This is a genomic window from Catellatospora chokoriensis (assembly GCF_011297315.1).
Lineage (GTDB): Bacteria > Actinomycetota > Actinomycetes > Mycobacteriales > Micromonosporaceae > Catellatospora > Catellatospora citrea.
The window spans coordinates 260,427-287,031 of the sequence record NZ_JAAOTI010000006.1; the positions used below are offsets into that span (position 1 = coordinate 260,427).

Annotated in this window: 23 protein-coding genes; 10 read left to right on the top strand and 13 right to left on the bottom strand. The window is 73.9% G+C overall.

Going from position 1 to position 26,605, the window contains the following annotated elements; translation table 11 throughout:
- Positions 1–12: 12 nt before the first annotated feature.
- Positions 13–378: a VOC family protein gene (locus tag HAV39_RS11965; protein WP_191839242.1), complete on the bottom strand. Its 366-nt coding sequence runs from the start codon at positions 376–378 to the stop codon at positions 13–15.
- 72 nt (positions 379–450) lie between these two features.
- Between HAV39_RS11965 and HAV39_RS11970 the strand changes: the two genes are divergently transcribed.
- The 3 genes from HAV39_RS11970 (at position 451) to HAV39_RS11980 (ending at position 2,505) form a co-directional block, all read left to right on the top strand.
- Positions 451–1,044, top strand: a complete 594-nt coding sequence (locus tag HAV39_RS11970) for an RNA polymerase sigma factor (RefSeq protein ID WP_191839243.1) — start codon at positions 451–453, stop codon at positions 1,042–1,044.
- Complete coding sequence (locus tag HAV39_RS11975; RefSeq protein ID WP_191839244.1) at positions 1,044–1,955, top strand: hypothetical protein; 912 nt, start codon at positions 1,044–1,046, stop codon at positions 1,953–1,955. The genes HAV39_RS11970 and HAV39_RS11975 overlap by 1 nt, the downstream gene beginning before the upstream one ends.
- Before the next feature lie 91 nt (positions 1,956–2,046).
- Positions 2,047–2,505, top strand: a complete 459-nt coding sequence (locus tag HAV39_RS11980) for a VOC family protein (protein WP_191839245.1) — start codon at positions 2,047–2,049, stop codon at positions 2,503–2,505.
- Between the two features lie 71 nt (positions 2,506–2,576).
- Here HAV39_RS11980 and HAV39_RS11985 read toward each other — a convergent pair whose 3' ends face one another.
- Entirely contained in the window at positions 2,577–3,266 is a 690-nt protein-coding gene (locus tag HAV39_RS11985; protein ID WP_191839246.1) for a hypothetical protein, read from the bottom strand.
- A gap of 11 nt (positions 3,267–3,277) precedes the next feature.
- Positions 3,278–3,838, bottom strand: a complete 561-nt coding sequence (locus HAV39_RS11990; RefSeq protein WP_191839247.1) for a TetR/AcrR family transcriptional regulator — start codon at positions 3,836–3,838, stop codon at positions 3,278–3,280.
- A gap of 291 nt (positions 3,839–4,129) precedes the next feature.
- Here HAV39_RS11990 and HAV39_RS11995 point away from each other — a divergent pair, with 291 nt between their 5' ends.
- Complete coding sequence (locus HAV39_RS11995) at positions 4,130–5,380, top strand: hypothetical protein (RefSeq protein ID WP_191839248.1); 1,251 nt, start codon at positions 4,130–4,132, stop codon at positions 5,378–5,380.
- A 58-nt stretch (positions 5,381–5,438) separates the two neighbouring features.
- Here HAV39_RS11995 and HAV39_RS12000 read toward each other — a convergent pair whose 3' ends face one another.
- Complete coding sequence (locus HAV39_RS12000; RefSeq protein ID WP_191839249.1) at positions 5,439–5,945, bottom strand: DinB family protein; 507 nt, start codon at positions 5,943–5,945, stop codon at positions 5,439–5,441.
- 221 nt (positions 5,946–6,166) lie between these two features.
- Here HAV39_RS12000 and HAV39_RS12005 point away from each other — a divergent pair, with 221 nt between their 5' ends.
- On the top strand, positions 6,167–7,591 hold the full coding sequence (locus HAV39_RS12005) for a glycerophosphodiester phosphodiesterase (protein WP_191839250.1): 1,425 nt from the start codon (positions 6,167–6,169) through the stop codon (positions 7,589–7,591).
- Positions 7,592–7,628: 37 nt separating this feature from the next.
- Here HAV39_RS12005 and HAV39_RS12010 read toward each other — a convergent pair whose 3' ends face one another.
- The 4 genes from HAV39_RS12010 to HAV39_RS12025 all read right to left on the bottom strand — a co-directional run bounded on the left by HAV39_RS12010 (position 7,629) and on the right by HAV39_RS12025 (position 13,704).
- Positions 7,629–8,984, bottom strand: a complete 1,356-nt coding sequence (locus tag HAV39_RS12010; protein WP_191839251.1) for a GAF domain-containing protein — start codon at positions 8,982–8,984, stop codon at positions 7,629–7,631.
- 141 nt (positions 8,985–9,125) lie between these two features.
- On the bottom strand, positions 9,126–10,730 hold the full coding sequence (locus HAV39_RS12015; protein ID WP_239120533.1) for a GTPase family protein: 1,605 nt from the start codon (positions 10,728–10,730) through the stop codon (positions 9,126–9,128).
- Positions 10,727–12,451 (bottom strand): dynamin family protein, encoded by a 1,725-nt coding sequence (locus HAV39_RS12020; protein ID WP_239120540.1) that lies wholly within the window; start codon positions 12,449–12,451, stop codon positions 10,727–10,729. The genes HAV39_RS12015 and HAV39_RS12020 overlap by 4 nt, the downstream gene beginning before the upstream one ends.
- Positions 12,452–12,585: 134 nt before the next feature.
- Positions 12,586–13,704 carry a TetR/AcrR family transcriptional regulator gene (locus tag HAV39_RS12025; protein WP_191839252.1) on the bottom strand — a complete coding sequence of 373 codons (1,119 nt, stop codon included), beginning with the start codon at positions 13,702–13,704 and terminating at the stop codon, positions 12,586–12,588.
- A 103-nt stretch (positions 13,705–13,807) separates the two neighbouring features.
- Here HAV39_RS12025 and clpX point away from each other — a divergent pair, with 103 nt between their 5' ends.
- Positions 13,808–15,067: an ATP-dependent Clp protease ATP-binding subunit ClpX gene (gene clpX, locus HAV39_RS12030; protein WP_191839253.1), complete on the top strand. Its 1,260-nt coding sequence runs from the start codon at positions 13,808–13,810 to the stop codon at positions 15,065–15,067.
- Positions 15,068–15,077: 10 nt separating this feature from the next.
- Here the strand turns inward: clpX and HAV39_RS12035 are convergent, their stop codons facing one another.
- Entirely contained in the window at positions 15,078–15,998 is a 921-nt protein-coding gene (locus tag HAV39_RS12035; RefSeq protein WP_191839254.1) for an ornithine cyclodeaminase family protein, read from the bottom strand.
- A 117-nt stretch (positions 15,999–16,115) separates the two neighbouring features.
- On the opposite strand from HAV39_RS12035, the gene HAV39_RS12040 reads away from it, so the two are divergent.
- Positions 16,116–17,564, top strand: a complete 1,449-nt coding sequence (locus tag HAV39_RS12040) for a sulfatase-like hydrolase/transferase (RefSeq protein WP_191839255.1) — start codon at positions 16,116–16,118, stop codon at positions 17,562–17,564.
- A gap of 4 nt (positions 17,565–17,568) precedes the next feature.
- On the opposite strand, the gene HAV39_RS12045 is transcribed toward HAV39_RS12040, so the two are convergent.
- Positions 17,569–18,099: an NUDIX hydrolase gene (locus HAV39_RS12045; protein ID WP_191839256.1), complete on the bottom strand. Its 531-nt coding sequence runs from the start codon at positions 18,097–18,099 to the stop codon at positions 17,569–17,571.
- 69 nt (positions 18,100–18,168) lie between these two features.
- Between HAV39_RS12045 and HAV39_RS12050 the strand changes: the two genes are divergently transcribed.
- The 3 genes from HAV39_RS12050 to HAV39_RS12060 are packed head-to-tail and all read left to right on the top strand — an operon-like array spanning position 18,169 to position 20,858.
- Positions 18,169–18,768: a maleylpyruvate isomerase N-terminal domain-containing protein gene (locus HAV39_RS12050; protein WP_191839257.1), complete on the top strand. Its 600-nt coding sequence runs from the start codon at positions 18,169–18,171 to the stop codon at positions 18,766–18,768.
- A gap of 55 nt (positions 18,769–18,823) precedes the next feature.
- Positions 18,824–19,618, top strand: coding sequence for an N-formylglutamate amidohydrolase (locus HAV39_RS12055; RefSeq protein WP_191839258.1), 795 nt, complete (start codon positions 18,824–18,826; stop codon positions 19,616–19,618).
- A gap of 49 nt (positions 19,619–19,667) precedes the next feature.
- On the top strand, positions 19,668–20,858 hold the full coding sequence (locus tag HAV39_RS12060; RefSeq protein ID WP_191839259.1) for a GNAT family N-acetyltransferase: 1,191 nt from the start codon (positions 19,668–19,670) through the stop codon (positions 20,856–20,858).
- Positions 20,859–20,922: 64 nt separating this feature from the next.
- On the opposite strand, the gene HAV39_RS12065 is transcribed toward HAV39_RS12060, so the two are convergent.
- The 3 genes from HAV39_RS12065 to HAV39_RS12075 all read right to left on the bottom strand — a co-directional run bounded on the left by HAV39_RS12065 (position 20,923) and on the right by HAV39_RS12075 (position 26,602).
- Positions 20,923–24,129 (bottom strand): hypothetical protein, encoded by a 3,207-nt coding sequence (locus tag HAV39_RS12065; protein WP_191839260.1) that lies wholly within the window; start codon positions 24,127–24,129, stop codon positions 20,923–20,925.
- A 67-nt stretch (positions 24,130–24,196) separates the two neighbouring features.
- The gene (locus HAV39_RS12070) at positions 24,197–25,558 is read right to left on the bottom strand and encodes a GGDEF domain-containing protein (protein ID WP_191839261.1); all 1,362 of its coding nucleotides are present in this window, start codon (positions 25,556–25,558) and stop codon (positions 24,197–24,199) included.
- A gap of 180 nt (positions 25,559–25,738) precedes the next feature.
- Positions 25,739–26,602 (bottom strand): alpha/beta hydrolase, encoded by an 864-nt coding sequence (locus HAV39_RS12075; RefSeq protein WP_191839262.1) that lies wholly within the window; start codon positions 26,600–26,602, stop codon positions 25,739–25,741.
- Between the last annotated feature and the right edge of the window lie 3 nt (positions 26,603–26,605).

Genomic DNA, 26,605 nt, shown 5'->3' on the forward strand with positions numbered 1-26,605 from the left:
GCCGCGCTGCGGTCAGCCGGTCACCTGCCAGACGAGGCAGAAGGGGTGACCGACCGGGTCCGCGTACACCCGGAAGGTCTTGCCGCCGCCGGGCAGCGGGCTGGCGCCCAGCGCCAGCACCCGCGGCTCGGCCTGCTCGATGTCGTCGACCCGCACGTCGAGGTGCATCTGCTGCGGGTGGGCCGGGTCGGGCCAGTGCGGCGGCGTGAACTCGGCGACGCGCTGGAACGCCACGCCCGGCCGGTCGGGCGCGTCGCCGATGACGACCCAGTCGCCCTCCTCGTACACCCGATCCATGCCGAGCAGCTCCTGGTAGAAACCGGCCAGCGCGCCGGGGTCCGGGCAGTCGATGATGAGGCCGTGCCAGCGTCCGATCACGGCCACCATCCTGCCGCACGGGACCGACAGATCGGCGTGCAACACCAAGCGCCCGGCCGGCCATAGGTAGGCGTGACGACCATCATGCAGCGCAGCGACGGGCAGTTGTGGGCCGACGCCGCAGACGGCGACCAGGCGGCGTTCGGGCTGCTCTTCGACCGGCACGTGAGGGCGGTGTACAACCACTGCTTCCGGCTGTGCGCCTCGTGGAGCACGGCCGAGGACGCGACCCAGGCCGTGTTCCTGACGGCGTGGCGCAGGCGATCCGACATCCGGCTGGTCGACGGTTCGGCGCTGCCGTGGCTGCTGACCGTCGCGACCAACGTGGTACGCGACGAGCGGCGTTCCGCGCGGCGCTGGCTGGCCGCGATGTTGCGGCTGCCGCCCGACCGCGACGCCGTCGACCCGGCCGACCACGTGGCCGGACGGGTCGACGACGAGCGGCGCATGCGCGCGGTGCTGCGGGCGGCGCGCCGCCTGCCCCGGGCCGAACGCGAGGCGCTGGCGCTGTGCGTGTGGTCGTCCGTGTCCTATGCCGACGCGGCACTGCTGCTCGGCATTACCGAGGCGTCGGTCCGCGCGCGGGTCAGCCGCGCCCGGGCCCGCCTGACCCGGTTGCTCGGCGACGCCGCGGCACCGGCGCCCCACGAGACGCAGGAGGCGTGATGACCTACCTCGACCAGCTGCCGCCGGAGCGGGAACTGCCCGCGGCCAGGCAGGCCCGGATGCGGCACCGGGTCCTCGCCGCGCTCCCCGCACCGGGCCGTCCCGTGCGCCGCCGCCGCACCCTGGCGGTGCTGGGCGCGGGCCTGGCCACCGCCGCCTGCGCCGTGGCGGTGGTGGTGTGGACGGGCGGGCCGGGCGGCGGCGAGCGGCCGGAACCCCAGGTCGTCGCGCTGGGCACCGGCGTGCTGTCGCCGATGGTGCGCCGCACCGGTGACCGGTGCCTGACCAATGCCTGGCAGATGCTGCACGATATGGATCACCCGCCGGAGTACACGTTCCACTGGCCCGAGGGGGCCCGGCCGAGCCTGGTCAACTATGCCGAACGGGAGAACCGGGCGGTCACCGTGTACCGCCTGGACCAGACGATCATCTGGTGCAGTATGGAGCCGACGATCCCGCCGGGGGACGAGTGGAGCAGCGGCCTGGGCTACGGTCCGGCGCCGAGCTGGCTGCCGGGGCCGATGGCGGGCCAGTCGGCCAGCCATCGCGACGAGGACGGCGGCGAGGCCCAGGTCGCCGGGTACATCAGCTCGCGGGTCGCCAAGGTGGTCCTGGACGACGGGCAGGGGCACCGCAGCACGGCACGGCTCGCCGACGGCACGTTCGCGGTGCTGAGCGACGGCCCCCTCGCACCGGGCAAGGGCCAGTTGATCAGCTACGACGAGCAGGGCCGCGAGATCGACCGGCGATCCGCGTTCGACCTCGGCCCGGTCGGCACGAGTTGCTGGATCGACCCGGCGGGCAAGGTCGTCGTGTACGGCATGGATCGCAAGAACGCGCCGACCCCGTCCCCTGCGGGCTGTGGAAAGGCCGAGCCGTGGGCACCGTCGAAGGGCTGGACACCGGCGTAGTGCCGGGCTCGACGTGAGCGGGTGTCCGGTGACGGGCGTTAGATGGGGAGCGGACGCACCGCTCCCCATCTTCGTAGGCAAGGAGACCGTGATGCAGAAGATCACCCCGTACCTGTGGTTCGACACCCAGGCCGAGGAGGCCGCCGCGCACTACACCTCGATCTTCAAGAACTCGCGGATCGTCGGCGTCGTGCCCGGACCCGAGGGGCGGGCGATGCTGGTGAACTTCGAGCTGGAGGGCCAGCCGTTCGTCGGCCTCAACGGCGGCCCGGCGTTCCGGTTCACCGAGGCGATCTCGTTCTTCGTGGACTGCGCCGACCAGGCCGAGGTCGACGAGATGTGGGCGCGGCTGTCCGAGGGCGGCGAGGAGGGCCAGTGCGGCTGGCTCAAGGACCGCTACGGCGTGTCCTGGCAGATCGTGCCGAAGGCGCTCGCCGAGCTGATGGGCGATCCCGACCCGGCGAAGGCCAGCCGGGTCATGCACGCCATGCTCGGCATGACGAAGCTCGACGTCCAGGGCCTGCAAGACGCCTACGACGGCAGGGCCTGACCGCTCCGGATGTTCGGAAGGGCACCTTCCACAACGCATGGCGATGTGAAGGTGCCCTTCCTTTGCGCGGGTCAGCTGGCGACGGGTGCGGTGGTGGTGGGCGTTGAGGGGGTGGTGGCGGTGGACGGGGCGCGCCACAGGGTCGCGGCCAGCCAGACGCAGCCGGCGGCGACGAGCAGGCCGTGGCCGACGCGCATGGCCGCCGGGGTGAAGAACTGCGGCAGGAAGGTCGCGAAGCCCACCGCGAACAGGACGCCGGACAGGCGCGGCAGGACGCCGGAGCGGGCGATCGCCACGGCGGCCAGCACCGCACCGACGCCGAGCAGGATCAGCCCGACGCCGAAGGTGGTGATCGCGGCCGGCTGGTAGCGGATGCCCTCGACCAGGCCGAGCAGGTCGAGCGGTGCGCCGCCGGTGCTCTCCGCGGCCAGCACGTGCAGCGCGAAGTCCTCCGCGCCGTAGTAGGGCAGGGTCAGCCCGGCGCCGATCCAGGCGGTCACCGCGGCGGTCAGCGCGAGCGGCTCGGCGCGGGTGCCGTCGACGACGCGGCGCACCGCCAGCAGGGCCAGCGGCACGAGGATGAATCCGATCATCGCGAACAGGTGGGTGGCCACCCACCACGGCGAGGACATGGCCTCCTGCGCGCCCCGCAGCGTGGCCTCGTCACGCCACGGGCGCAGGCCCGGGTACAGGGCGAACAGGACTCCGGCGGCAGCCAGGGCGACGGCGGCGAGGCGGATGCGGGCAAGGGGTGCGGACACGGGTCGTCTCCTCAGGGGTGGGCCGGCAGGGAATCGAAGAAGGTGTCGATGAGCTGCCGGTAGGTCTCGTCGAGGTCGGTCGGCAGGCCGAAGCCGCCGGCGGACTCCAGCGAGGTGAAGCCGTGCGCGATGACGCGCAGCCGGCGGATGGTGTGGACCTGCGCGGCGGCGTCGAGCCGCCAGGGCCGCAGCGCGGCCTGGATGACCTCCAGCTGCCGGATGCCGGCGGCGGCCAGCTCGGGGTGGTGCAGCGGATCGACGGGCATCGCGGCGTAGCGGGCCGGATGTGCGGTGACGTAGGCGCGGTAGGCGTGCATCAGCGCGGTGATCGCGTCCCGGCCGCTGCGGCCCATCGCGGCGGCGGCGAAGCGGTCGGCGAGCTCGTTGAGCACGCGGACGCCGACCTGTGTCCTCAGCTCGGCGAGGCCGCCGACGTGTTTGTAGAGCGAGGGGGCAGCCACGCCGCAGCGTGTGGCGACCGCGGCGAGGGTGAGCGCGGCGACCCCGTGCTCGTCGATGACGTCGACGGCCGCCTGGACGACGGCCTGAGTGGACAGTCCGGCTCTGGGCACTCCGTCACCTCCCCGCTCGGCTATGTTCCATAGCTTTAAAGCTAATGCTGTTAGCCAATGCCGTCAAGTGCTGCTTCGTTACCCGGTCAGGCGCGCTGGCGAAACCGCGCAATCATGGACATAGGGGACTAAATCCGATACAAAGGGCATACCTGATCGAGCGCGTGGCGGGATGCGCTCCAGGTGTGCCGGCCACGGCTCCCCCTGACACCTGTGCCTGCCGCTACGCCTCCACAGGACTATGTCCATGGTCTACGAGTCGGCTCGGTCGATTCGGGTTCGGAGGCTGGCATGTCGATTCGAAGGTCCCTGGCGGCAGGGGCGGCGGTGGCGACCGCGTTCCTGCCGTCGCTGCTGAGCGCCGTGCCGGCGCAGGCGGCGGTGATCCCCGGCGTGGGCTCGGCCCCGCTCGTCGCGTACGCCGACCGCAACTTCACCGGCGCCAAGCAGTCCTACGGCGCGGGCGTGTTCGACGCCGCCAAGAAGGAACTCGGCGTCGTCGGCAACGACGCCATCACCTCGCTCTACGTCGCCTCCGGATACCGGGCTCTGGCCTGCGACAACGGCGGCTCCGAGGGCAACGTGAACAAGGGTTCGCTGGGCACCTGCCGCTACTACGACGCCGGGCTGCACGAGTTCGTCGGCGGCGAGCTCAACGACAAGATCTCGCTGCTGGCGGTCATGGGCAAGCCGGTCAAGGGCGCCGCCGTCACCGCGTTCCAGGACACCAAGTTCACCGGCACCTCCCTGCCGCTGGGCTCGGGCGGATTCGGGCAGGTCGCCGGCAACCTGTCCACCCTCGCCGACTCGGTGAAGTCACTGAAGATCACCGACGGATACCGCGTCGTCACCTGCGACCACGACGCCAAGCCGGGCACCGCCAGCCTCGACCTCGGCAAGTGCCGGCTGTTCCGCGGCGGCGAGCACGCCACCGTCGGCAGCGACATGGAGAAGAAGATCTCGCTGGTCGCCGTGGGCGCGCCGCCGCTGATCGCCACCAGCGACGCCAACATGGGCGGCCTGCGCCAGACGTTCAACCCGGGCGTGCACACCGGACTCGCCAACGAGCTGGCCACCGTCGGCAACGACAAGATCAGCTCGCTGCGGGTCGGCGACGGCTGGCGCGTCGTCGGCTGCCGCAACGACAGCACCGGCCCGACCGGGCAGGGCGACCTGGGCCTGTGCCGGATGTTCGGCGCGGGCGAGTACAACCTGGGCGGCAACGCGCTCAACGACGGCATCTCCACGCTCGTCGTGCAGGCCGGCCCGGCGTCGGGCAACCTGCTCAACGTGTACGCCGACCGCGACTTCAAGGGCGCCGCGGCCACCTTCGGCCCCGGCATCTACACGGCCGGCGACCTGGCCCCGGTCGGCAACGACGCGGTCAGCTCGCTGCGCGTGCCCGGCGTGGGCCGCGCGGTGCTCTGCGACAACGACTCCGGTCAGAACCTGGGCACCTGCCGGCTGTTCGTCAAGAGCGACCACCTGTTCGTCGGCGGCGACCTCAACGACAAGACCTCGCTGATCGCCCTCGCTCCGTAATCGGTGACGTCGACGGCCCGTGCCACGGTTCGTGGCACGGGCCGTCCGCGTTGCGCCGTCAGGCTCCGGTCACGCCGTCGACTCCTTCGCGCAGGAAGTCGGCGTGGCCGTTGTGGCGGGCGTACTCGTGGATCAGGTGCAGCATCACGAACCGCAGCGAGACGTCCTGGCCCCAGCGGGGATTGTGCGCGACCACGTCCAGCGACGCGGCCTCGGCCTCGATGCGGCGCGAGTGCTCGACCTCGGCCTGCCAGGCGGTGAATGCCTCGGCGCGGGTGGCGCCGGTCGGGTCGTACGCCACCTGGTAGTCGTTGTCCGGCGACCAGACCAGGGTGATGTCCTCGCCCGCGATGACCTTGCGGAACCAGGTGCGCTCGACCTCGCACATGTGCCGGACCAGGCCGAGCAGGGTCAGCGTCGACGGGGACATGGATTGCTCGCGCAGCTGCTCGTCGGTCAGCCCGTCGCACTTCCAGGCCAGGGTGGACCGGTGGTAGTCGAGGAACTGCCGCAGCATCTCCCGCTCACCGCCGATCAGGGGCACATCGGGCCGCTCGGTCGTCATCGCGAAGATCCTTCCGTCAGAACTGACAGTTGTACCAGGCCGCCGAGGCGGGTTCCGGGGCGAGATCGCGGTTTCGTGCCAGAAGGCGCGGTCCGAACGCAGATCATGACACCCGACAGCGATCTCGCCCAACGAGCCGGTCCACGACGGACAGCCGGAGTTACCGGGGTGGTCACCGGGTTTTCGCGGCGCGTTACGCCCCATTTCGTATGGTCCGCGCCATGGTCACCACCTCACCGCGTACCCCCTCGTGGCGCTTGCGGACCACGGCGGCGCTGGCCGCCCTCGCCCTGTGCGGCACCGTGGCGGCAGCCGCACCCGCCGCCGCCGCACCCGGCGACGTCGTTGTCTCCGCCGACTTCTCCTCCGGCACGCTGCCCGCCGGGTGGCGGGCCGTCGACGGCTCCTGGACCGTGCAGAACGGCCGCCTCGTCGGCACCTCCACCAGCTCGTCCGCCAACAACAAGATCACCTTCGGTGGCCACCTGACCCACTTCCGGCTGGAGGCGACGGCACGGTTCGAGTCGGTCACGGCGGGCACCCGCTGGGCCGCGCTCGGCCTGGACGTGCCCGCCGACGGCGCGACGCCGTGGTGGATCGCCACGATCCGCAGCGGCACCACGGCGAGCAACGGCGTCGAGTTCGCGCAGCGCACCACCGGCAACGCGTGGAACGTCACGAACACCGCCGCCGCCCCGTACGCGGCCGGGACCGGCCGGGACGTGCGCATCGCCGTCGAGGTGCACGGCGGCCAGGCCCGCTGGCTGTTCGACGGGGTCGAGGTGCTGCGCACCACCAGCCTGCAGCGCTCGACCGGCGGCGGGCAGGCGCTGTTCGTCAACGGCGCGACGGTGTCCTTCGACGACGTACGCGTGACCGAGCTGGCCCCGGCCAACGCCTACCTGCGCGCGCCCGGCAGCCCGGCCGCGGTCGTCGCGCACCGTGGCGCGTCCTCGGCCGCTCCGGAGAACACCCTGGTGGCGCAGGAGATCGCGCGCCGCGCGGGCGCGGACTGGATCGAGAACGACGTGCAGCCGTCGGCCGACGGAGTGCCGTTCATCCTGCACGACAGCACCGTCGACCGGACCACCGACGGGACCGGCTCCATCCGCAGCCTGACCTCCGCTCAGCTCAAGACACTGGACGCCGGTTCGTGGTTCGCGCCGCACTACGCGGGCACACGCATCCCCACGCTGGCCGAGCAGCTGGCCGATCTGCGCACGCGCGGCGGCAACCTGCTGCTGGAGATCAAGGGTGCGCACACCCGCGACCAGGTCGCGAAGATCGTGGCGGTGATCCGCGAGCAGCAGATGACGGGCCGGGTGTTCATCCAGAGCTTCGACGTGCCCTCGCTGCAGTACAGCTACGAACTGGCCCCGGAGCTGCCCATCGGCCTGCTGCGCAGCACGCTGGACGCGGACCCGGCGGCACTGGCCGGGCAGCTGCACCTGACCGCGTACAACCCGGCGGGGTCGGCGCTGCTGACCCGGCCTGCCCTCGTCGGCGACCTGCACCGGGCGGGCGTGGCGGTGATGGCGTGGACGATCGACAGCGCGGCGCAGTGGCGCTCGCTGGACCAGCTCGGCGTCGACGGGATCATCACCAACCGCCCGGCGGAGCTGGCCGGCTGGATCTCCGCGGGCTGACGCGGCGGGGTTCCCTCCACGCCGGAGGCAACCCCGTTCAGCGGTCGGTGCGCAGGAACGTCAGTGACTTGAGATGGTCGATCAGGGCATCCATCTCGGCGAGCTTGTATCCGGCCTGCTCGCGCAGCTCGATGTCCATGGAGTGGTCGACCACGGAGCGCAGCGAGAAGCTGATCCGCGTCATCCGGCTGAGGAAACGCTCCCGCAGACCCTCGGCGAAGGCCAGGTGCTGGTCGGTGAGCTCGTCGTCGTCGAGGTCGACCGCACCGGCCAGTTCGAGTGCCAGACTCGCCTGGCCCGCGAAGACCGAGGCCATCTCGACGTCGACCGCGTCGAACGGTCCCTCGCTCGGCTTCTTCGACAGGATCATCGCGCCGAGCATGGTCTCCTGCCCGGTCAGCGGAGCGATCAGGATGTGCCCGGGATGTGCCGTGCCGAACAGTTCCCTCAGCCGAGGGTCGGCGCACGGTTCGACGACCAGCACCCGGCGCTCGGCCATGACCAGGGCGCACACGGACAGCAGCGCTTCGGGGGCGTCGAGGAGCGGTTTCAGCGTGCCCATCGCCTGCACGCCGGTCAGGGCCAGCCCGTCGGGCGAGAGCAGCGCGACGCAGGCCCCGTCGGCCCGGTCGGCCCGCTCCGCCTGGCCGATCAGCTCGGCCATCAGCGCGTCGGGGCCCACGCCGCCGAGCACCCGCTCGGTGATCGCGACCATCGCCTCCTGCCAGGCGTGGCGGCGGAAGGCCTCGGTGAAGATGCTCGCGTTGCTGATCGCGGCCGCGGCCACCCGGGCGAAGTCGATGATCAGCTCTTCGTCGGCGGCGCTGAACTCGTCCGCCCCCTGCTTCTCGGTCAGGTAGAAGTTGCCGAGCAGGCGGCCGCCCGAGAGGATCGGCACCCCGAGGAACGACTTCATCGGCGGATGGTGCTCAGGGAAGCCGACCGAGCACGGGTGCCGGGCGATGTCGGCCACCCGGACCGGGCGCGGGTCGGTGAGCAGGAGCCCGAGCAGCCCGCGCCCCTCGGGCTCGTGCGCCATGCGATCGGCGGTCGCGGCGTCCATGCCGTCGAACAGGAACTCGGTGATGTGACCGTCCTCGACCACGCCCAGCGCGGCGTACCGGGCCCGCACCAGGTGCCGTGCGGTGACCACCAGCCGGTGCAGCACCTGGGACAGGTCCACGCCGCGGGCCATCTCCAGGTTCGCCCGCAGCAGCGCCCGAATGCGCTCGTCGCCCGCGTCGAGAGCGCGGGCGCGCTCAAGGAGCCGTTGCAGGGCCAGGTCCAGCTCCAGCCTGCCGGCATGGGTGTAGCGCACCGCGGAGCCGAGACTGCCCGCGTCGAGTTCTCGCCAACCTGTCGACTTCGCCGCGAACGGCTCAGCACTGGCCATACTTCACAGCCTTCCTGCCGGAGGGCTTGTTCAGGAGCCTTGGCGGGGCCTCCTAGAAAGCATATTCCCTGATCAGGGCGCTGCGTCGATCCGAAAGTGCCGATTTCGCCGATGACGCGAGCCCGCCCTCACCGACAGCGGTCATCGGCGAGCACCGCCGGCAGCCTCTCGCAGGGCGGTGCGGGCGTCCGTGTAGTCGGCGAGGACAGCGGACGCCGGCGCCTCGACGAGCTGCTTGACCACGCCCTGCACCGAGCTGCGCAACCGTTTCGTCGCGCGGCGGCGGCGGGCGCGGGCGGCCAGCCGGACCACCGGGCGCACCAGCACCGCGATGAGCAAACCGGCCAGCAGGCCGCCCGCCAGCAGCGCCGTCGGCATCGGCAGCCAGCCGTCCACCATGGGCGTACGCAGCGGCGGCAGCGCCAGCGCCTGCAAGCCCAGCCGCACACCCAGCCACAGCAGGCCGATCAGGGCCGCCGCGGTCACCAGCCACTGCAGCAGCCCCACCGCCCGCCACCACCAGCGCTTGCGGGCGACCCCGAGGTCGGTCTGCGCGACGGCGCGGTCGAGCGCGTCGGGCAGTTCGTCGCGGTGCGCGCGCACCGCCGCGAGCATGGCGTCCTGCCAGGGCGCGGGCAGCGGCGCGCTCGCCCGGTCGGCGGCCTCGCGCAGCGCCTTGGTCACGGCGGCCGTCGCGGCGGGCGACGCCGGGGCCAGTGACGTGGCGGCGGGAACGGCGGCCCGGTGGTCGCCGAGGTGCAGCCGTTCGAGGGGATCGGGGCGGGTGCGGCGGATCCAGCGCAGCAGCGGCCAGCCGGTCATCTTGCGGGCCCGGTGCACGTACGCGGCCTCGACCGCGGCGGCCACCGTCGGCACCGCGGCGGCCTGCGACAGCGCCGCGGTGAGCGCCCGGCTCGCCTCGCCGTCCAGGGCGGCCTTCGGCGGTTCGGCGGCGACGGTCGGGGCCAGCGCGGCGGTGACCCCGTCGAGGTCGGCGGCGAGCCTGCGCACCGCGGCCTGGCGGGCGACGACCGCCTGCCGGATCGCCTCGACCAGCGGGTCCAGCCCGGGTGGGCCGACCGTGGAGGTGGTCAGCACGGGCAGCCCGTCGAGGCCGTCGGCGGCCAGCAGGCGGCGCAGGTCGGTGGTGCAGTCGGCCAGGTCGGGACCGGACAGCAGGTCGACGGCGTTGAGCGCGACCACGGTGATGTCGCGGTGGCGGTGGAACTGGGCCAGGTAGCCGGCGTGCACGATCTTGTCGGCGTACTTCTGGGGGTGCAGCACCCAGACGATGAGGTCCACCACGGACAGCAGCCGGTCGGCCTCGGCCCGGTGCGCGGACTGCACCGAGTCGTAGTCGGGCAGGTCCAGCAGCACCAGCCCGGACAGATCGGGCCCCGTCCCGCCGTCGCGGGTGTAGCGGCGGTCCACGCCGAGCCAGTCCAGCAGCGGGTCGGCGCTGTCGGGGCCCCATACGCAGGCGTGCGCCTCGCCGGTGGTGGGCCGGCGGACGCCGGTCTGCGACAGCGGCACCCCGGCCAGTGCGTTGAAGATGCTGGACTTGCCCGTGCCGGTCGCCCCGGCCAGCGCCACCACGGTGTGCAGCTGCGACAGGGCCAGCCGCTCCCCCGCCCGCCCGATCAGGGCCCGGGCCGGGGCGAGGTCGCGTTCGGGCAGCCGGTCGGCGGTGGCCGCGGTGAACCGTTCGAGCGCCGCCATCCGCTCGACCACCGTCGGCGCGCTCACCCGGCGGCCCCGTCCCGCGAGATCGGGTCGGCGCGGCGGGCGGCGTCGACGGCCGCCGCCGCGGCGCGCAGACGCTCGCCGTCCTGCGCGGACACCCCCGTGCCGTCGAGCACCGCGTGGAAGCGGGCCGCCTCCTGCTGGAGCAGACCGTCCACCTTGGTCAGGAAGTCCTGCCGGGCCCGTTCGGCCAGGCGGCGCACGGCGTCGTCGCCGAAGATGGCCTCGAGCACCTTCTGCGCGGCGACGGTGGCGCCCGCCCCGACGGCGATCTCCGCGCCGGTCGGGATGAACGCCGTGGCCGCGAAGACCAGGATCATCAGGCACAGGCCGAGCGCGTTGACGGCGTACGCGCTGAACTTCGCGGCGAACAGCTTGCCGCCGGACTCGTCGCGGACCAGGTCGAGCACGCCGCGCTGCCAGTCGCGGACCACCCGGTCGGCGCGGGCGTCGATGTCGGGACCGACCCGGGCCAGGCCCGGCTGGGCGGCCAGCAGCTCACCGCCCGCGGGGTGGGCGCGCCAGGCGGCGGCCGCGTGCTCGGCGGCGTCGGCGGCCGCGCCGTGCACGAACACCACCAGCTGCGACTCGATCGCGGTGATCAGCTGGTCGGCGGGGCGGGGGCGACCGGTGACCGCGCTGACCAGCTGGTCGCGCCACCGGCCGACCTTGGCCTGCAGGCTGCGCATGAACTCGCCGGTGCCGACGAGCTCCTGCCAGCGGGCGAGCACCTCGCCGCGGAACATGGTCCCGTCGCGGATGCCCTGGTCGACGGCAGTGGTCGCCTCGCGGTAGGCGCTGTCGACGGACACGCCGAGGGCCTTGGCGGCTTCGGTCTGGGCGTCGGCCTCGGCGGCGAGCCGGGCGGTGGCGGGCGACAGCGCGGCGACGGCCCCGTCGACGGTCTGGCGCACCACGGCCGCGCGGGCCGCGGCGGAGCGGGCGAGTTCGTCCAGCCACTCGCGCAGCGGCGCGACGGCCTGTTCGGACAGCAGCCCGTGCTGGTCGAGGCGCTGCTCGTCGATGACGAACATGGGCACCCCGCCGAGCCCGTGCTCGGCCAGCATCTCGGTCAGGTGCGGGGTCACCTCGGCGTCGGCGCTGGGCGGCACCCGGTTCAGGACGATCGACACGGCGGTGCCCCGGTCGCGGGCGGCGTGCAGCAGCTCCCACGGCACGGCGTCGGCGTAGCGGACCGCGGTGGTGACGAACAGCCACAGGTCGGCCGCGGCGAGCAGCTGCTCGGCCAGCGCCCGGTTGTCCTCCTCGACGGAGTCGATGTCGGGCGAGTCGAGCAGCGCCACGCCGGGGCTGAGCACGGCGACCGGCATGACCAGCAGGCCGATGCCGTCACCGCCGGCGGTGCCGGTGCGGCCCAGCCGCGGCAGCAGGTTGGCCTCGCTGAACCAGGCGGCGTCGGACGGGTGGCAGACCAGCACCGGCGCGCGAGTGGTGGGCCGGCGCGCGCCCGCGACGCTGACCGGGGCGCGCACGATGCTGTTGACCAGTGTGGACTTGCCCGCGCCGGTGGACCCGCCCGCGACGGCCAGCAGTGGCGCGTCCAGCCGCGCCAGCCGCGGGATGAGGTAGTCGTCGAGCTGCCCGGCGGTGGCCTTGGCCAGGCTGGTGGCGGCGGCCGCGCCCGGCAGGGCCAGCGGGTAGCGCACCGCGGTCAGCGCGTCGCGCAGCCGTGCCAGTGCCCCGCCCAGCCCCGCGTCCGTCATGGCCACCACATATCCAGCATGGCGGAAACTATGCGCCGCGGCGTCCGGGTGCCGGAAACACGATCATCGGGCGACCGGTCGCGGACGCTGCCATGGTCCGTGTCTGCCGACGGCTCCGGCACCCGACGGCCGCTTCAGAGCCGGGTCGCGGCGGCGGACGCGCCGGCGGCGGCCAGGCAGGCGCCGTAGCCCTCGGCGCGGGCGACGATCCGTCCGGACACGACCCGGACCGCGGCCTCGGTGGCGTCGCTGACGGCGTCCACACCGGCCGCCGCGGCCAGCTCGCCGCTCTCGTCGTACACGATGCGCAGGCGCGGCCAGGCCGGGCGCGGGAACGCCGCGGTCAGGCCGCGGCGGAACTCGGCGAGCATCAGCCGGGCCAGCGGCATCAGCTCGCCGGGCGTGCCGCTGACCAGCACTGCGGTGACCTGCGCGCCGGGCGGCGCGGCGCGCACCGCCTCCTCGACCGCGGCCAGCCGGTGCAGGCCGAGCACGGCCACCACGCCGTCGGCGGCGAGGTCGACCGGCTCGCCGTGGACCGCGTCCGGGCGAGTTGCGGTCTCGTCGGCGGGGGCGGGCGGCGTCCACGGCTCGTCCGCGGGGCGCGGCGGCGGGACGTGCGCGGCGTACACCGGCTGCCAGCTGTCGCTCAGGTCGAGCTCACCCAGGTGCTCGCAGGTGGCGACGATGTGGAACGGCTCGACGAAGCCCGGCGAGGTCTGCGCGAGCACGCTCGCGCCCTGCAGCGTGGTCAGCGCGGCCTCGGCGACCCGCACCCGCCGCCCGCCCGGCTGCGGCGCGCCGGGGGCGGGACGGAGCCCCTCCAGGGCCAGCCCGAGCAGTATCGCCTGGAGCTTGAGCAGCTGGGCGAAGGGCCGCCGGACCCGGTCGTCGTCGAGCGCCTCGGGCACCAGGTCCAGGGCGGGCGGTGCCGCGTCGGGCAGGCGGGTGGTCACCGGCAGCCGGGTCAGGGTCGCCCGCGCGTACGCCCCCAGCGCCTCCCGCTGCGTGCGGCCCGGCGCGGGCGGCCGCGGGCCGTCGGCGCGCTCGGCGTCGTCGGCCAGCACCGCGAAGTAGAGGGCCCGCTTGCCGGGGAAGTTGGAGTAGACCGCGCCGCGGGTCAGCCCGGCGCGCCCGGCGATGCCGTCGACGGTGGCCTCGCGGTAGCCGCGTGCGGCGAACTCGGCGCGGGCCGCCGACAGCACGCCGGCGCGGTTGCGCTGCTGGGCCTGGGCCCTGGTGAGGCGGCTCATCCCTGCTCCCCGTGTCCGTCCGGTAAGCAAGATAACGCGGCACTCGGATGTTGTCATCATCTGCCGGTATCATCTGAAGGTCGTCGACCCCCGAGGAGCGCCCGTGACCCGCAGCGACGTGCTGGCCTGCTCCTTCTGCGCGAAGACGCAGCGCCAGGTGCGCAAGCTCATCTCCGGCCCCGGGCAGGTCTGCATCTGCGACGAGTGCGTCGGCCTGTGCAACGAGTTGATCGAGGAAGAGGCCACCGAGCAGGCGGCGGCCGCCCTGCTGCACCCGCCGACCCCGCGCGACATCCACGCGGCCCTGGAGCAGTACGTCGTCGGCCAGGAGGCCGCCAAGACCTCGCTGTCGGTGGCGGTCTACAACCACTACAAGCGGGTCGCCGCCCGCGGCGCGACCCCGACCGGGGAACCGCCGGTCGAGCTGGGCAAGTCCAACATCCTGCTGATCGGCCCCACCGGCTGCGGCAAGACCTACCTGGCCCAGACACTGGCCCGGACCCTGGGCGTGCCGTTCGCGATCGCCGACGCCACCGCGCTCACCCAGGCCGGATACGTCGGCGAGGACGTCGACAGCATCCTGCTCAAGCTGATCCAGGCCGCCGACGGCGACGTCCGGCGGGCCGAGACCGGCATCGTCTACATCGACGAGATCGACAAGATCGCCCGAGGCGCGGCCGACCGCACCGCCGTGCGCGACGTCTCCGGCGAGGGCGTCCAGCAGGCACTGCTCAAGATCCTCGAAGGCAGCACGGTACGCGTGCCGCAGCCGAACTCGCGCAAGCAGCCCGCCGAGGAGTTCCTGCAGATCGACACCACCGACGTGCTGTTCATCCTCGGCGGGGCGTTCGCCGGCCTGGAGGAGATCATCGAGACGCGCTCGCGACGCCGCGGCATCGGCTTCGGGGCCAACATCCGCGCCGCCGAGCCCTCGCTCGACGAGGTCATGCCCGCCGACCTGGTGACGTTCGGGATGATCCCGGAGTTCGTCGGGCGGCTGCCGATCGTCACCACGGTGCGCCCGTTCGACCGGGGCACACTGATGCGCATCCTCACCGAGCCGCGCAACGCGCTGATCAAGCAGTACCAGCTGCTGTTCGAGCTGGACGGCGTGGAGCTGGAGGTGACTCCCGACGCGGTGGGGGCGATCGCCGAGCAGGCCCTGCTGCGCCGCACCGGCGCCCGCGCGACCCGGGCCATCCTCGAGGAGATCCTGCTCAACGTCATGTACGAGGTGCCCAGCCGCGACGACGTGGCCCGCGTCGTGATCGACCGGGCCACGGTGCTGGACAACGTCAACCCGACGCTGATCCCCCGCGACCACCCCGCCCGCCGCCGCGCCCACCGCGCCGACACGGCCTGACCAGCGGGCCTCAGCCGAGCAGGTCGATGACCGTGGCGTCGGCGCGCGAGACCCTGCCGTAGACCGCCCACAGCAGGGCCAGATCCTGCCAGGGCAGGCCGACGGGGGCGTACACGGTCGGACGGTCGGTGCCGTCCCGGGCGGGCAGGTCGCCGCGCAGCACGTCGCCGAGCGTGCCCGCGGCCACCCCGGCCTCCAGCCCGACATTGCCCAGCGCTCCCCCGGCCGCGGCCAGCATCCGGTCGTCGACGACCACCCGGCTCGCCAGCAGCAGGTCCGCGGGCAGCTCGACCTTGCCCGGCTCGTCCGCGCCGAGTGTGGTCAGGTGCTGGCGGGGACGCACCTCGTCGGCGCGCAGCAGCGGGCGGCGCGACCAGGTCGCCAGCACCACCACGTCGGCGGCGCGGGCTACCGCCGACGCGCTCTCCAGCGGCAGCGCGGCCAGGTCCGCGGCACGGGCCGGCTCCAGATCGGCGGCCACCACCTCCCGCCAGGGCCGCAGCCTGCGCAGTCCGGCGGCCACGACGCGGGCCTGCGCGCCGGCGCCGACGAAGCCGAGCGTGCCGGCGCCCGGGTCGGCCAGCAGGTGCGTGCCGAGCGCCGCGGCCAGCCCGGTGCGCCAGGAGGTGACGCTCGCCGAGTCGGCCAGCGCCAGCAGCTCGCCCGAGTCCAGATCGTGCAGGCAGACCACGCCGCGCAGCGCGGGCGAGGCGTCCGGGAACTTCGCGTTGACCTTCACCGTGTACGCCGGCACGCCCGGCAGCAGCCCCGGCATGAGGCAGGTCGCGGTCCCCGGGCCGGGCAGCTCGGTGCGCACCCGCAGCGGCGGCTGCGCCGGGGCGGGCGCGCGGAAGCCCTCGCCGAGCAGCTCCAGCACCTCGTCCACATCGACCGCGCGGTCGACATCGGATCGGGTCAGCAACACGGTCACGTGTGGAAGGTTAGCCCCGCCGTCCGGCGGTCCGGGTCGAAGCCGTTAACAAACTGATCACCTTGTGAACGGGCGTTTCAGCCGGCCATCGGATGACCTTGGTGACAGTTTGTCCTGATGCGATATCTGATGCGCCGTGTCCGGCGGCTGACCGCGGTCCTGGCCACAGCCCTCGCCGCGGCCGTGTTTCCGGTCACCGGCCCGGTCCACGCCCACGGCGACCGGGATCGCCCGGCCGGTCCGGAGGCGAACGCCGCGGACCCGGCCGACAACGGCGTCGCGGGCCACGGCACGGCGCGCGGCTCGTCGCCGCGACAGACGCGGCCGAACGTGCTGATGGTGGTCCTCGACGACGCCCGGCCCGAGACCATGGCCGCGCTGCCGCAGACCATGGCGTGGCTCGGCGACGGCACCGTCTACCCGAACGCCGTCGCCGCCACCCCGAGCTGCGGACCCAGCCGGGCCACCCTGCTGTCCGGCCGGTACGCGCACAACCACGGCGTGCTCCACCAGGCCGATGTCGGCAATCTCGACCACACCCGCACGCTCGAGCACGCGTTGCACACCGCCGGGTACGCCACGGCCGCCGTCGGCAAGTTCACCAACAACTGGGCGCTGGAGCAGACCCCGCCCGGCTTCGACCACTCGGCCCTGGTCGGCGGCGGGTACACCAACGCCAGGTTCATGGTCGACGGGAAGCAGCGGCGCGTGCCGTACTCGACGACGTTCATCGGCCAGCAGGTCAACACGTACCTCGACGGCTTCGAGGCCGATGACGACAAGCCGTGGTTCGTGTACGCGGGCTTCACCGCCCCGCACGCTCCGTGGATCCCCGAGCCGCAGTACGCGGCCCGCACGTTCGCCTGGAATCCCAGCCCCGCCGTCGGCGAGGCCGACCGCTCCGACAAGCCCGAGTACGTGCGCCACCACGTCGCGGGCCGGGCCGAGGGCGACGTGATCCGCCTCGGCCAGCTGCGCACGCTGCTCTCGGTCGACGACGCGCTGGCCCGGGTCCGCGAGCACCTGGACCGCCTCGGCGAGCGGCAGGACACGCTCGTCGTGCTGGTGTCCGACAACGCCAAGTTCTGGGGCGAGCACGGCCTCGACGAGAAGTTCATGCCGTACGCCGCCGCGTACCGGGTGCCGCTGTTCCTGTCCTGGCCGGGACGGATCCGGCCGGGTGTCGACGAGCGGCTGGCGTCGACCGTCGACGTCACCCCGACCGTGCTGGCCGCGGCCGGGCTGACCGCGGGCTACCTGCTCGACGGCCACGACCTGCGCGGCGGCGTACGCCGTGCCGCGACGCTGCTGGAGTACTGGCAGGACTCGCACAACGGCGGCTTCTCCACCTGGGCTTCCCGCGTCGCGCCAGGCGAGCGCCAGTTCACCCGGTACGTCGACCTCGCCGGCAAGCTGATCTCGCAGGAGTACTACGACCTCGCGGCCGACCCTTGGGAGCTGGTCAACCTGCTCGGCGACGCCGACCCGGGCAACGACCCCGACGTCACCGCCGACGCCGCGAGCCTCGCGGACTGGCAGCGGTGCGCGGGCCAGACCTGCCCGTGAGCGGTCACCCGTGCTGCGAGCGCCAGGCCTGGTAGCGGTGCCAGGCCTGCAGGCCGTCGGGCACCCAGTCCCACTCGCCGAACCGCGCGGCGATCTCGTCCTCGGTGAGGAAGGCGTGCCAGGCGACCTCCTCGACCTGCGGGTCCACCGGCCCGTCGCAGCGGACCTCGTACAGGGCCGAGAACCAGGAGTGCTCCGGCGTCTCGTACAGGAAGGTGAACAGCGGCTGCGGGGCGGGCAGCCCGGACACGCCGAGTTCCTCCTCGGCCTCGCGCAGCGCGGCGTCGTGGTAGGTCTCCCCGGCGCCGACTACGCCGCCGACGAACATGTCGTAGCAGGACGGGAAGACCAGCTTCTGCGCGGTGCGCCGGTGCACGAACAGCCGGCCGTCACCGGTGCGGGCCAGCACGAACACGCAGCGGTGGGTGAGCCGCCGGGCGTACGCCTCGGCTCGGGTCGCCTGCCCCACCACCCGGTCCTGCCCGTCGACGATGTCCAGCAACTCCCCCGCCGACCGCGGCTCCTGCTCACCCATGCCGCCATTCAACACGCCACCAGTTGATCATGGATGGGCGGCGGGGTGCACAGGGGCGAGAATGGGGGCATGTCCGATATCGACGGCGACCTCGCCGCGTGTGCCGAGGCGCACGCCCGGTTGCACCAGACCCTGCAGAAGATCGATGACCAGACGGTACGCGAGCCGAGCCGGTTGCCCGGGTGGACCGTCGGGCACGTGCTCACCCACCTGGCCCGCAACGCCGACAGTGTCGTACGGCGGCTCGACGGCGCCGCTCGGGGCGAACTCGTCGACCAGTACCCGGGCGGCGCGACCGGCCGGGCCGCCGAGATCGAGGCGGGGCAGGGCCGGCCCGCCGCGGAGATCATCGCCGACCTGACCGCGGCCGACGCGGCCGTCGACGCCGCCTTCGCCCGCGCCACCCCGGACGTGTGGCAGCGCACGGTGCGCGCCGGTGGCGGTGACCTGATCCCCGCCACCCAGCTGCTGTTCGCCCGGTGGCGCGAGGTCGAGGTGCACCACGTCGACCTCGGCCTCGGCTACGGCTGGGAGCAGTGGCCCGACGGCCTGGTCGCCCGGTGGCTGCCCGGACTGCTCGGCGAGCTGCGTGAGCGCGCCGACGAGCGGGCGCTGATGGCCTGGGCGCTGGGCCGCGCGCCCGTCCCCGAACTGCGGCCCTGGGGCTGACCTGTCACACCCGCCGGATACCGTCACGGTGATCTTCAGAGAGCGGGTGGGTGGCATGTCGGTCCCGGTGTTCCGTGTCGGCCAGGGGGACGCGTCGTCGCCGGTCGTCCTGCACGTGCCGCACTCGTCCCGGCAGATCAGCGGTCCGGCGCGGGCCTCGATCGCGCTCGACGACACGGCCCTGGTCGCCGAGCTGGACCACATGACCGACGCGCACACCGACCTGATCGCCGCACGGGCGGCCGGGGCGGCGCGGGCCCGGCCCTGGACGTTCGTCAACGAGTGGTCCCGGCTGGTCGTGGACCCGGAGCGGTTCCCCGACGAGCGGGAGGAGATGGCCGCGGTCGGCATGGGCGCGGTGTACACGCGCACCTCGCACGGGCAGCGGCTGCGCCCCGACGACCCCGCCTTCGCGCAGCGGCTGCTCGACGCGCACTTCCATCCGTACGCCCAGGCCATGACCGACCTGGTCGACGAGCGCCTGGCCGCGACCGGCCGGGCGATCGTCGTCGACGTGCACTCCTACCCCGCGCTCGCGCTGCCGTACGAGCTGCACGGCGACGGCCCCCGCCCGGAGATCTGCCTCGGCACGGACGGCACGCACACCCCGCCGTGGCTGCGCGACGCCGCGGCGAAGGCGTTCGCGGGCTACGAGGTCGGCTTCGACAGCCCGTTCGCCGGCTGTTACGTGCCGCTCAAGCACCACGGGACCGACGAGCGGGTGTCGGCGCTGATGGTCGAGATCCGCCGCGACCTGTACCAGGCCGAGCCCGGCGGTGACCCGCACTCCGGCCTGGACCGGCTGGCGGCGGCACTGGCCACGCTGGTCGACGCCCTCGACGGCGCCTGAGCGGCGATAACCGCGGGACGGGCGGCGGGGCGGCTGGCAGGATGGCCCGGTGACGTACGAGGTGCGGCCGCTCGGGCCGGAAGATCAGAAACTGGCGTGGGACCTGGGCAGTCTCGCCTTCGGCTACCACGCGCAGCCCATGCCCGACGGCTGGAACCCGGACGCCTCCGGCCGCCGCACTCTCGGGGTGTTCGACCCGGCCGGGCGGTTGGTGGCCAAGGCCGTCGACCGCGAGCAGGGCCAGTGGTTCGGCGGGCGGGTCGTGCCCACGTGCGGCGTCGCCGGTGTCGCCACCGCGCCCGAGCTGCGCGGACGCGGGCTGGGCCGGCTCGTGCTCACCCGGCTGCTCGAAGGCGCGCGCGACCGCGGCGCGGTGCTCAGCACCCTGTTCGGCACCACCCCGCTGCCGTACCGGGCACTGGGCTGGGAGGAGGTCGGCGCGCTGACCTACTGGACCGTGCCCACCCGCGCGCTCGCGGCCGTCCGCCCTGACCCGAAGACCACGCTGCGGCCCGCGACCGAGGCCGACATCCCGGCCGTGTACGAGATCTACCGCCAGGTGGCCCGCGCGGGCACCGGCCTGATGCAACGCTCCGGCCCGGCCTTCGGCGCGACCCCGGCGCAGCTGCTGGCCGACTACCACGGCTTCACCGTCGCCGTGGACGACGCGGGCACGATCGTCGGCTATGCCAGCTGGGATCGCGGACCCGGCTACGACGCCGGCGGCAAGCTCACCGTCGACGACCTGATCGGGCTGACCCCCGAGGCGACCCGCACGCTGCTGGCGATGATCGGCGGCTGGGCCAGTGTCGCGCCGACCACCGTGCTCCGGCTCGGCACGACCGACCCGGCCTGGTCGCTGATCGTCCGGACCGACGCCAAGGTCGCCACGGCGCAGCCGTGGATGGCACGGGTCGTCGACGCGTCCGGCGCGGTCGCGGCACGCGGCTGGCCGCGGCACCTGGCCGGCGAGGTCGATCTGGACCTGGTCGACGACGTCTGCCCCTGGCAGCACGGCCGGTGGCGGCTCACGCTGTCCGGCGGCGAGGCCCGCCTGGAGCCCGGTGGCGCGGGCACGGTCCGGCTCACCCCGCGCGGCCTGGCCGCCTGGTACGCGGGCGCGGCCACCCCGGAGCAGCTGCGCCGGACCGGCTTCCTGACCGGCGGCGACGCCGACACCGACGAGCTTCTGCGCACCGCCACCGCCGGCCCGCCGCCCACCCTGCACGACTACTTCTGACCGGCCGAACAGGCCCGCGCGCGCCGGGCTGCCTCGCGGCAACAGCGACCTGCCACTTCTCCCGTCAGGCGTTAAGAAGGGCACCTTCGACATCGCATAGCGATGGGAAGGTGCCCTTCCTTTCACGCGGGGGGCGGGTGCGGCCGATGGAGAGGAGGAGGCCGCAGGCGGTGAGGGCGAGGCCCGCGTACGCGGCGTAGGCGGGCAGGTCGGCGGGAATGCCCAGGTAGACGGTGATGCCGAGGATGCGGGACAGGCCCCACGGCAGCAGCGCCATCTGGTCGTTCCAGACGGTGAGGGCCCGTTCCAGGCCGACGGCCGCGATCAGGCCGCCGATCACGCCCAGCGGCACACCGCCCGCGACCAGGGTGAGGCCGACGGCGCGGCGGCGCAGCAGGCCGTACCGGTCGCGCAGGACGACGGCGGTGGCCACGAACAGCCAGCAGAAGGCGGCGAAGGCGACCGTGACGTAGACCGAGCGCAGGGTCGGTGAGGTCCAGAAGGCGAACCAGTACTTGCCCGGCCCGCGCCCGGCCAGCGCCGCCAGCAGGAGCACGCTGCGCAGCAGGGCGACACCGCCGATGACGGCCCACAGGTGGAACGGGTCGCGGCGGCCGACGATCAGGCGGACCACGGCCGCGAACAGCAGCCACCCGCCCAGCGTCACCAGCAGGTGCGCCGGGGCGGCGAACCACGTGTACACGGCCCGGCTCGCCACCAGCACGACCGCGGGCACCAGCCAGACCAGCACCCGGTCCAGCCGCGACGGCGGCGACTCCAGCCGGGCGACCCGCCACGGGCGCACCGCGCCGAGGAGCAGGGCCCGCGCGGCCCGGCCGCCACGGCCGCGTCCCCGCAGGCCGAGCAGGAACACGAGCAGGATCAGCGCCAGCAGGGCACGGGCGGCCCAGGCCATCGCCGGGTCGCGGTCGGCCCGCACCGCGCCCAGGTCGGCGGCGGTGAAGTTGTACGCGGGCAGGTCCAGGTCCCCGCCGTACCGCTGCGCGTGCACGTCGCGCGCGCCGCGGTACACGGTCTCGGCCTGCCGCCAGCCGTCGTGGGCGGCCTGCGCCCCGGTGTCCAGCCACTGCGCGTGGCGCAGCACCATGGTCCGGTACGCGCCCAGCGTCTCGAACAGGTTCACCTGGTAGTCCAGCGTGCTGGTGAACCGCTCGCGCAGCCGCGGATCGCGCCAGGTCGCCGGGTCGGTCGCGGCGACCAGGTCACGCATGCGCCGGGCCAGCGCGACCGCCTGCTCGCCCTCGGCGATCGCCTGGTCGACGCGGCCGCCGGTGACGGCGTAGATGCTGTCCAGCGCCGCCGAGTCCCCGGTGGCGATGTCCCACTCGAAGATCCACATCATCGGCGGCGGCTCCAGGCCCAGCGCCTTGACCGTCCGGTCCGCGTACGGCCCGAGGTACAGCCCCTTGGTCAGCGCCTCCCGGGACAGCGCCATGGCCTGCCCGATCGCCGCGACCGTGGCCGGGTCGCCGGCGAAGGTGCGGTACGCCCAGTCCGCGGTGAGCTGCGCCGGGTCGGCGTCCGGGTCCCAGGCCAGCCGCGCCACGGCGTAGGTGTTGAGGTCGTACAGCTGCCAGAAGCCCGCGCGCAGGTAGAGCGACATCGGCCCGGCGCGCAGCGGCCCGCCGTCCTGGGTCCAGTTCCAGACGCCCTCGACCTTCGGGTTCGCGGCCAGGAACTCGCGCAGCGCCTGCCGGTGCAGCACGCCGAGGTCGTTGGGCAGCGACCCGAAGCCCTCGAACTCGCGCCGCGCCTGGAACTCCACGATCCTGCGGTGCTCGCCGGCCAGCAGCGTCTCGTTCAGCGGGAGGTGGCTGTAGAAGTCGCCGAGGGTGTACTTGGTGGACACGATCAGGTGCGGGTCGTCGAACCCGCCCAGCACCTGCCGGTAGGACTCCGGATTGGTGTGCAGGTCGCCGACCGCGCCGACGCCGACGGTCCAGGTCCGGAAGATGACCTCCCGGTCGGCCCGGCCCGCGGTGTCGAGCAGCGCCCGCAGCATCGCGCGCACCGCGGCGTCGGTGGTGACCGCCAGCCGCGACGAGTAGTCCCAGCCGTTCTGCGCGTACACCTCGCCGCCCTCGCCGATGCGCACCATGAGCCCGTCCACGAACGGCAGGCTCTCGAACAGCTCGGCCAGGCCCGCCTGGTAGACGGCCCACAGCCGGGGGTCGGCGACGTCGAGTCCACCCACGGTGCGCCGCAGGTACGCCTCCAGCGGCGGCGACACCGCGAGCATGTCGGTGAGCAGGAAGACCTTCATGCCCATGTCCTCGGCGTACCGGAAGACCGGCCCGAACGCGGCGACCATCGCCCTGGCCCGGTCGACGTGGGCGTCCCCGGCCGGATAGACGGCACGGCCGTCGCCGACCTCGGCGAACGTGACGTACTCCAGGAAGCCCGGCACGACCACGCCGTTGTAGCCCTGCGCCGCCGAGTGGTCCACGAACTGCCGGAACTGGGCGTCGATGCGCGCCACCGCGGCCGGGTCGACCCACGGCGCCCGCGGCAGCAGGGCCTCCCCGACCACGTCGGTGTTGAGGTTGTAGTCGTCACCCGCGCCGAACAGCGCCGCGTCCGGCTCGCGCCCGACGGATCCGGCGTCGGTCAACCGCAGTCCCAGGCGCGGCGTGACCACCCGTCCGTCGTCCCCGGCGGGCACGGCGGCGACGCCCGACCGGATCCGGTCGGCGATCCGGTACAGCCCGTCCGCGGTCCCAGCGACGTCGGTGCCCTCCACGGCCAGTTCCGCGCCGCGCGTGGTGATCCGGTAGGACTCCGGCGCGGCGGCGAGCGTCGCCAGCACACCCGCGCGCAACGTGGTCACGCCGGTGGCCGGGTTCACGGCGGGAGTCGTGGCGGGCAGGGTCGAGGCGGGAGTCGCGGGCGCGGTGGCCGGGGGCGCGGTGGCCGGGGGCGCGGGAGCGCCGGGCGGGGTGGGCGTGGTGACCGGCGCGGTCGTGGTGACCGCCGGGCGCGGCAGGCCGCGGGCGGCGAGCGCGTCCGCGACCGCGTTGGCCGCCTTGGTCAGGCGCAGGTCAGCGGGCACGGCGACGGCAGTGAGCCGAGGCGCGGGCGCGACCTCGCGCTGCGGGGCGGCGACCGGATCCTCGCGCGGGACGGCGGCCGGGGTGTGGCTCAGGCCGAGTGCGTCGCCGACGCCCCCGGCCACACCCGCGCCGAGCAGCAGCAGGACGACGGCTGCGGCGAGCAGCGGGTACGGCTTTCGGGCGCGGGGAACGTGAAACACGCTCGCATCGTAGTGCCGCCTGGGTCCCCGCTTTGATCACGATTTCCCAACGGAAACGGCCCCAGGGTCACTGCTGCACCGGCTGCGGCGGCCGGGGCGGCCCGCTGACCCGGTCCCGCCCGGCGCGCTTGGCGCGATAGAGCGCGTCGTCGGCGCGGGCGAGCAGTTCATCGGCCGTTCGACCGTCCGCGGGCCGGCTGACCACGCCGAAGCTCGCGGTCACCCGGATGGTGACGCCCGCGTGCACCACCGGGCACCGGGCGATCGCCGCCCGCAGCCGCTCGGCGACCGCGACCGCGTCCCGGTGTCCGATGCCGGGCAGCAGCACCCCGAACTCCTCGCCGCCGAGCCGCGCCGCCATGTCCACCCCCCGCAGCTCCCGCACCAGCAGCGCCGCCACCGTACGCAGCACCTGGTCGCCCGCCGGGTGGCCGTGCCGGTCGTTGACCGCCTTGAAGTGGTCCAGGTCCAGCATGAGCAGCGACACCGCGGACTCTGCGCGCCCGGCCCGGGACAGCGCGGCGTTCAGCCGGTCGGAGAAGGAGCGCCGGTTGTGCAGGCCGGTGAGCGGGTCGCGCACCGCCAGCTCGGTGAGCGTGGCCCGCTGCACGGCGAGGCGGTCGGCCATGCTGTTGAAGGCCGCCGCCAGGTCCCCCAGTTCGCCGCGGCTGCCGACCACGGCGCGTGCGCCGCCCTCCCCGGCGGCCAGCAGGTCCGCGGCCCGGGTGAGCCGCCGCAGGTCCCGGACCAGGCCGTGGGACAGCAGGTAGCCCAGCGCCAGCGCGGCGGCCATCCCGGCCAGGCTCGCGCCCACGATGATCTGGCGGGTCTCGCCGCCACCCGCCAGCAGCTGGCGGTAGAGCGGCGTGTACTCCAGCAGCACCGCCCCGACGATCTTGTTCTGGGCGGCGCGCATGGGCACCGCCATCAGCTCGATCCCGCCCGGGTAGTCGACGTTGAGCTCACGGAACGCGCGCGGTCGCCCGTCGCGCATGGTGGCGGCGACCTCGCCGCCCCGGTCGTCGGCGAACAACCGCCCCCGGTTGGCCGGGATCGCGTCGGCCAGCACGCGCCGGTTCAGGCCGACTATCTCCAGGTCACGGTTGCCGTCCCGGTTGACCCGGCTGACGTACTGCTGCAGACCCGCCGGCTGCTGGTAGAGCAGTGGCTGCCCCGGCCCGGCGGGCTGGGTGACCAGGTGCGCGACCTGCTCGGCGACGTTCTGCGCCTCGATCTGAGCCGCCCGCAGGCTGGACGCGTGCTGTTCGCGGATGGCGACCAGGCCGATCAGGGGCAGCAGCAGCGCGACCGCCAGGAACGCCACGGTCAGGCGCGGGCCGACGCGGACCAGGGGCGCCCGCAGTGCCGCGGGCAGCGAGGACCACCGCGCCGCCACCCGCCCGCGCACGGGCCGGATCAGCTTGGTCATCTTCGGCCGCTCGGGCGACCGGTCTCAGCGGACACGGCACGCCATTCAGCTCCCATGACGGGACCCCCAGCTCAGCGGCCTACCACTGTAGCTCTGTTGACCATCCGCCAACAGGCGATCTCGACCAGTGAGCACACGCGTGCCACGCCACCTCCTCGACCCGGACGGCGTCGTCGATCGTCAGGACTCCTCGGTGAGGCGCTGGGCGATGAGCGCCGCGGGGCGGTCGGTCATCAGGATCGTGTAGTGGTTGGTGTCGGCGACCAGCTCCGAACGCAGCGACGGCGCCTGCGCCGCCCAGTGGTCCACCACCGGCTGCGGCAGCATGCCCGGCTCCTGCCCGAACATGCCGCGCGGGGCGTGCAGCAGCGTCGCGGGCAGCGGCAGCCGCACCAGGTCGTCGCCGAACGCCGAGCCGTTGACCAGCAGGTCCCGGCCGTCCGCGTAGACGGCCTCGGAGCTGGTCCGGGAACGGACCGCGCCGGGCTCACCGGCGGCGTCGTAGCGCACGTACTCGGCCATGTCGTCGTTCCAGTCCCCGGCCAGTGCCGGGTGCGCCTGGAAGAAGGCGACGTAGGCGTCCGCCGACGGGTAGGTCTCGCGCAGCCGGGCGACGGCGGGGCCGATGGTCAGCTCCAGCAGCTGGTCCGGGTCGAACTCGGCCGGCACCGGCAGCGGCAGCCCCCCGTCGACCAGCACCAGGCGGTCGAACAGCTCGGGCCGCCGCACGGCGGCACGCAGCGCGGCGTACGCCCCCATCGACTGCCCGGTCAGCGCGACCGGCGCGCCCAGCTGCTCGGCGACCGCGGCGAGATCGGCGGCGTGCGCGTCCATGCCGTACGGCCCGGGCGTTCCGGCGCTGCCGCCGCGGCCGCGCAGGTCCACCGCGACCAGGCTCCAATCCGCCGGAAGATGCCGGGCCACGGTGCGAAACGACATCGCCGAGGCGGTGATGCCGTGCGCGGCGAGCGCGATCTTCGCACCGTCGCCGAAGCGCAGCGCGTGCAGCGAACCGCCGGGAACCGGGATCTCGATCGAGCGCATCAA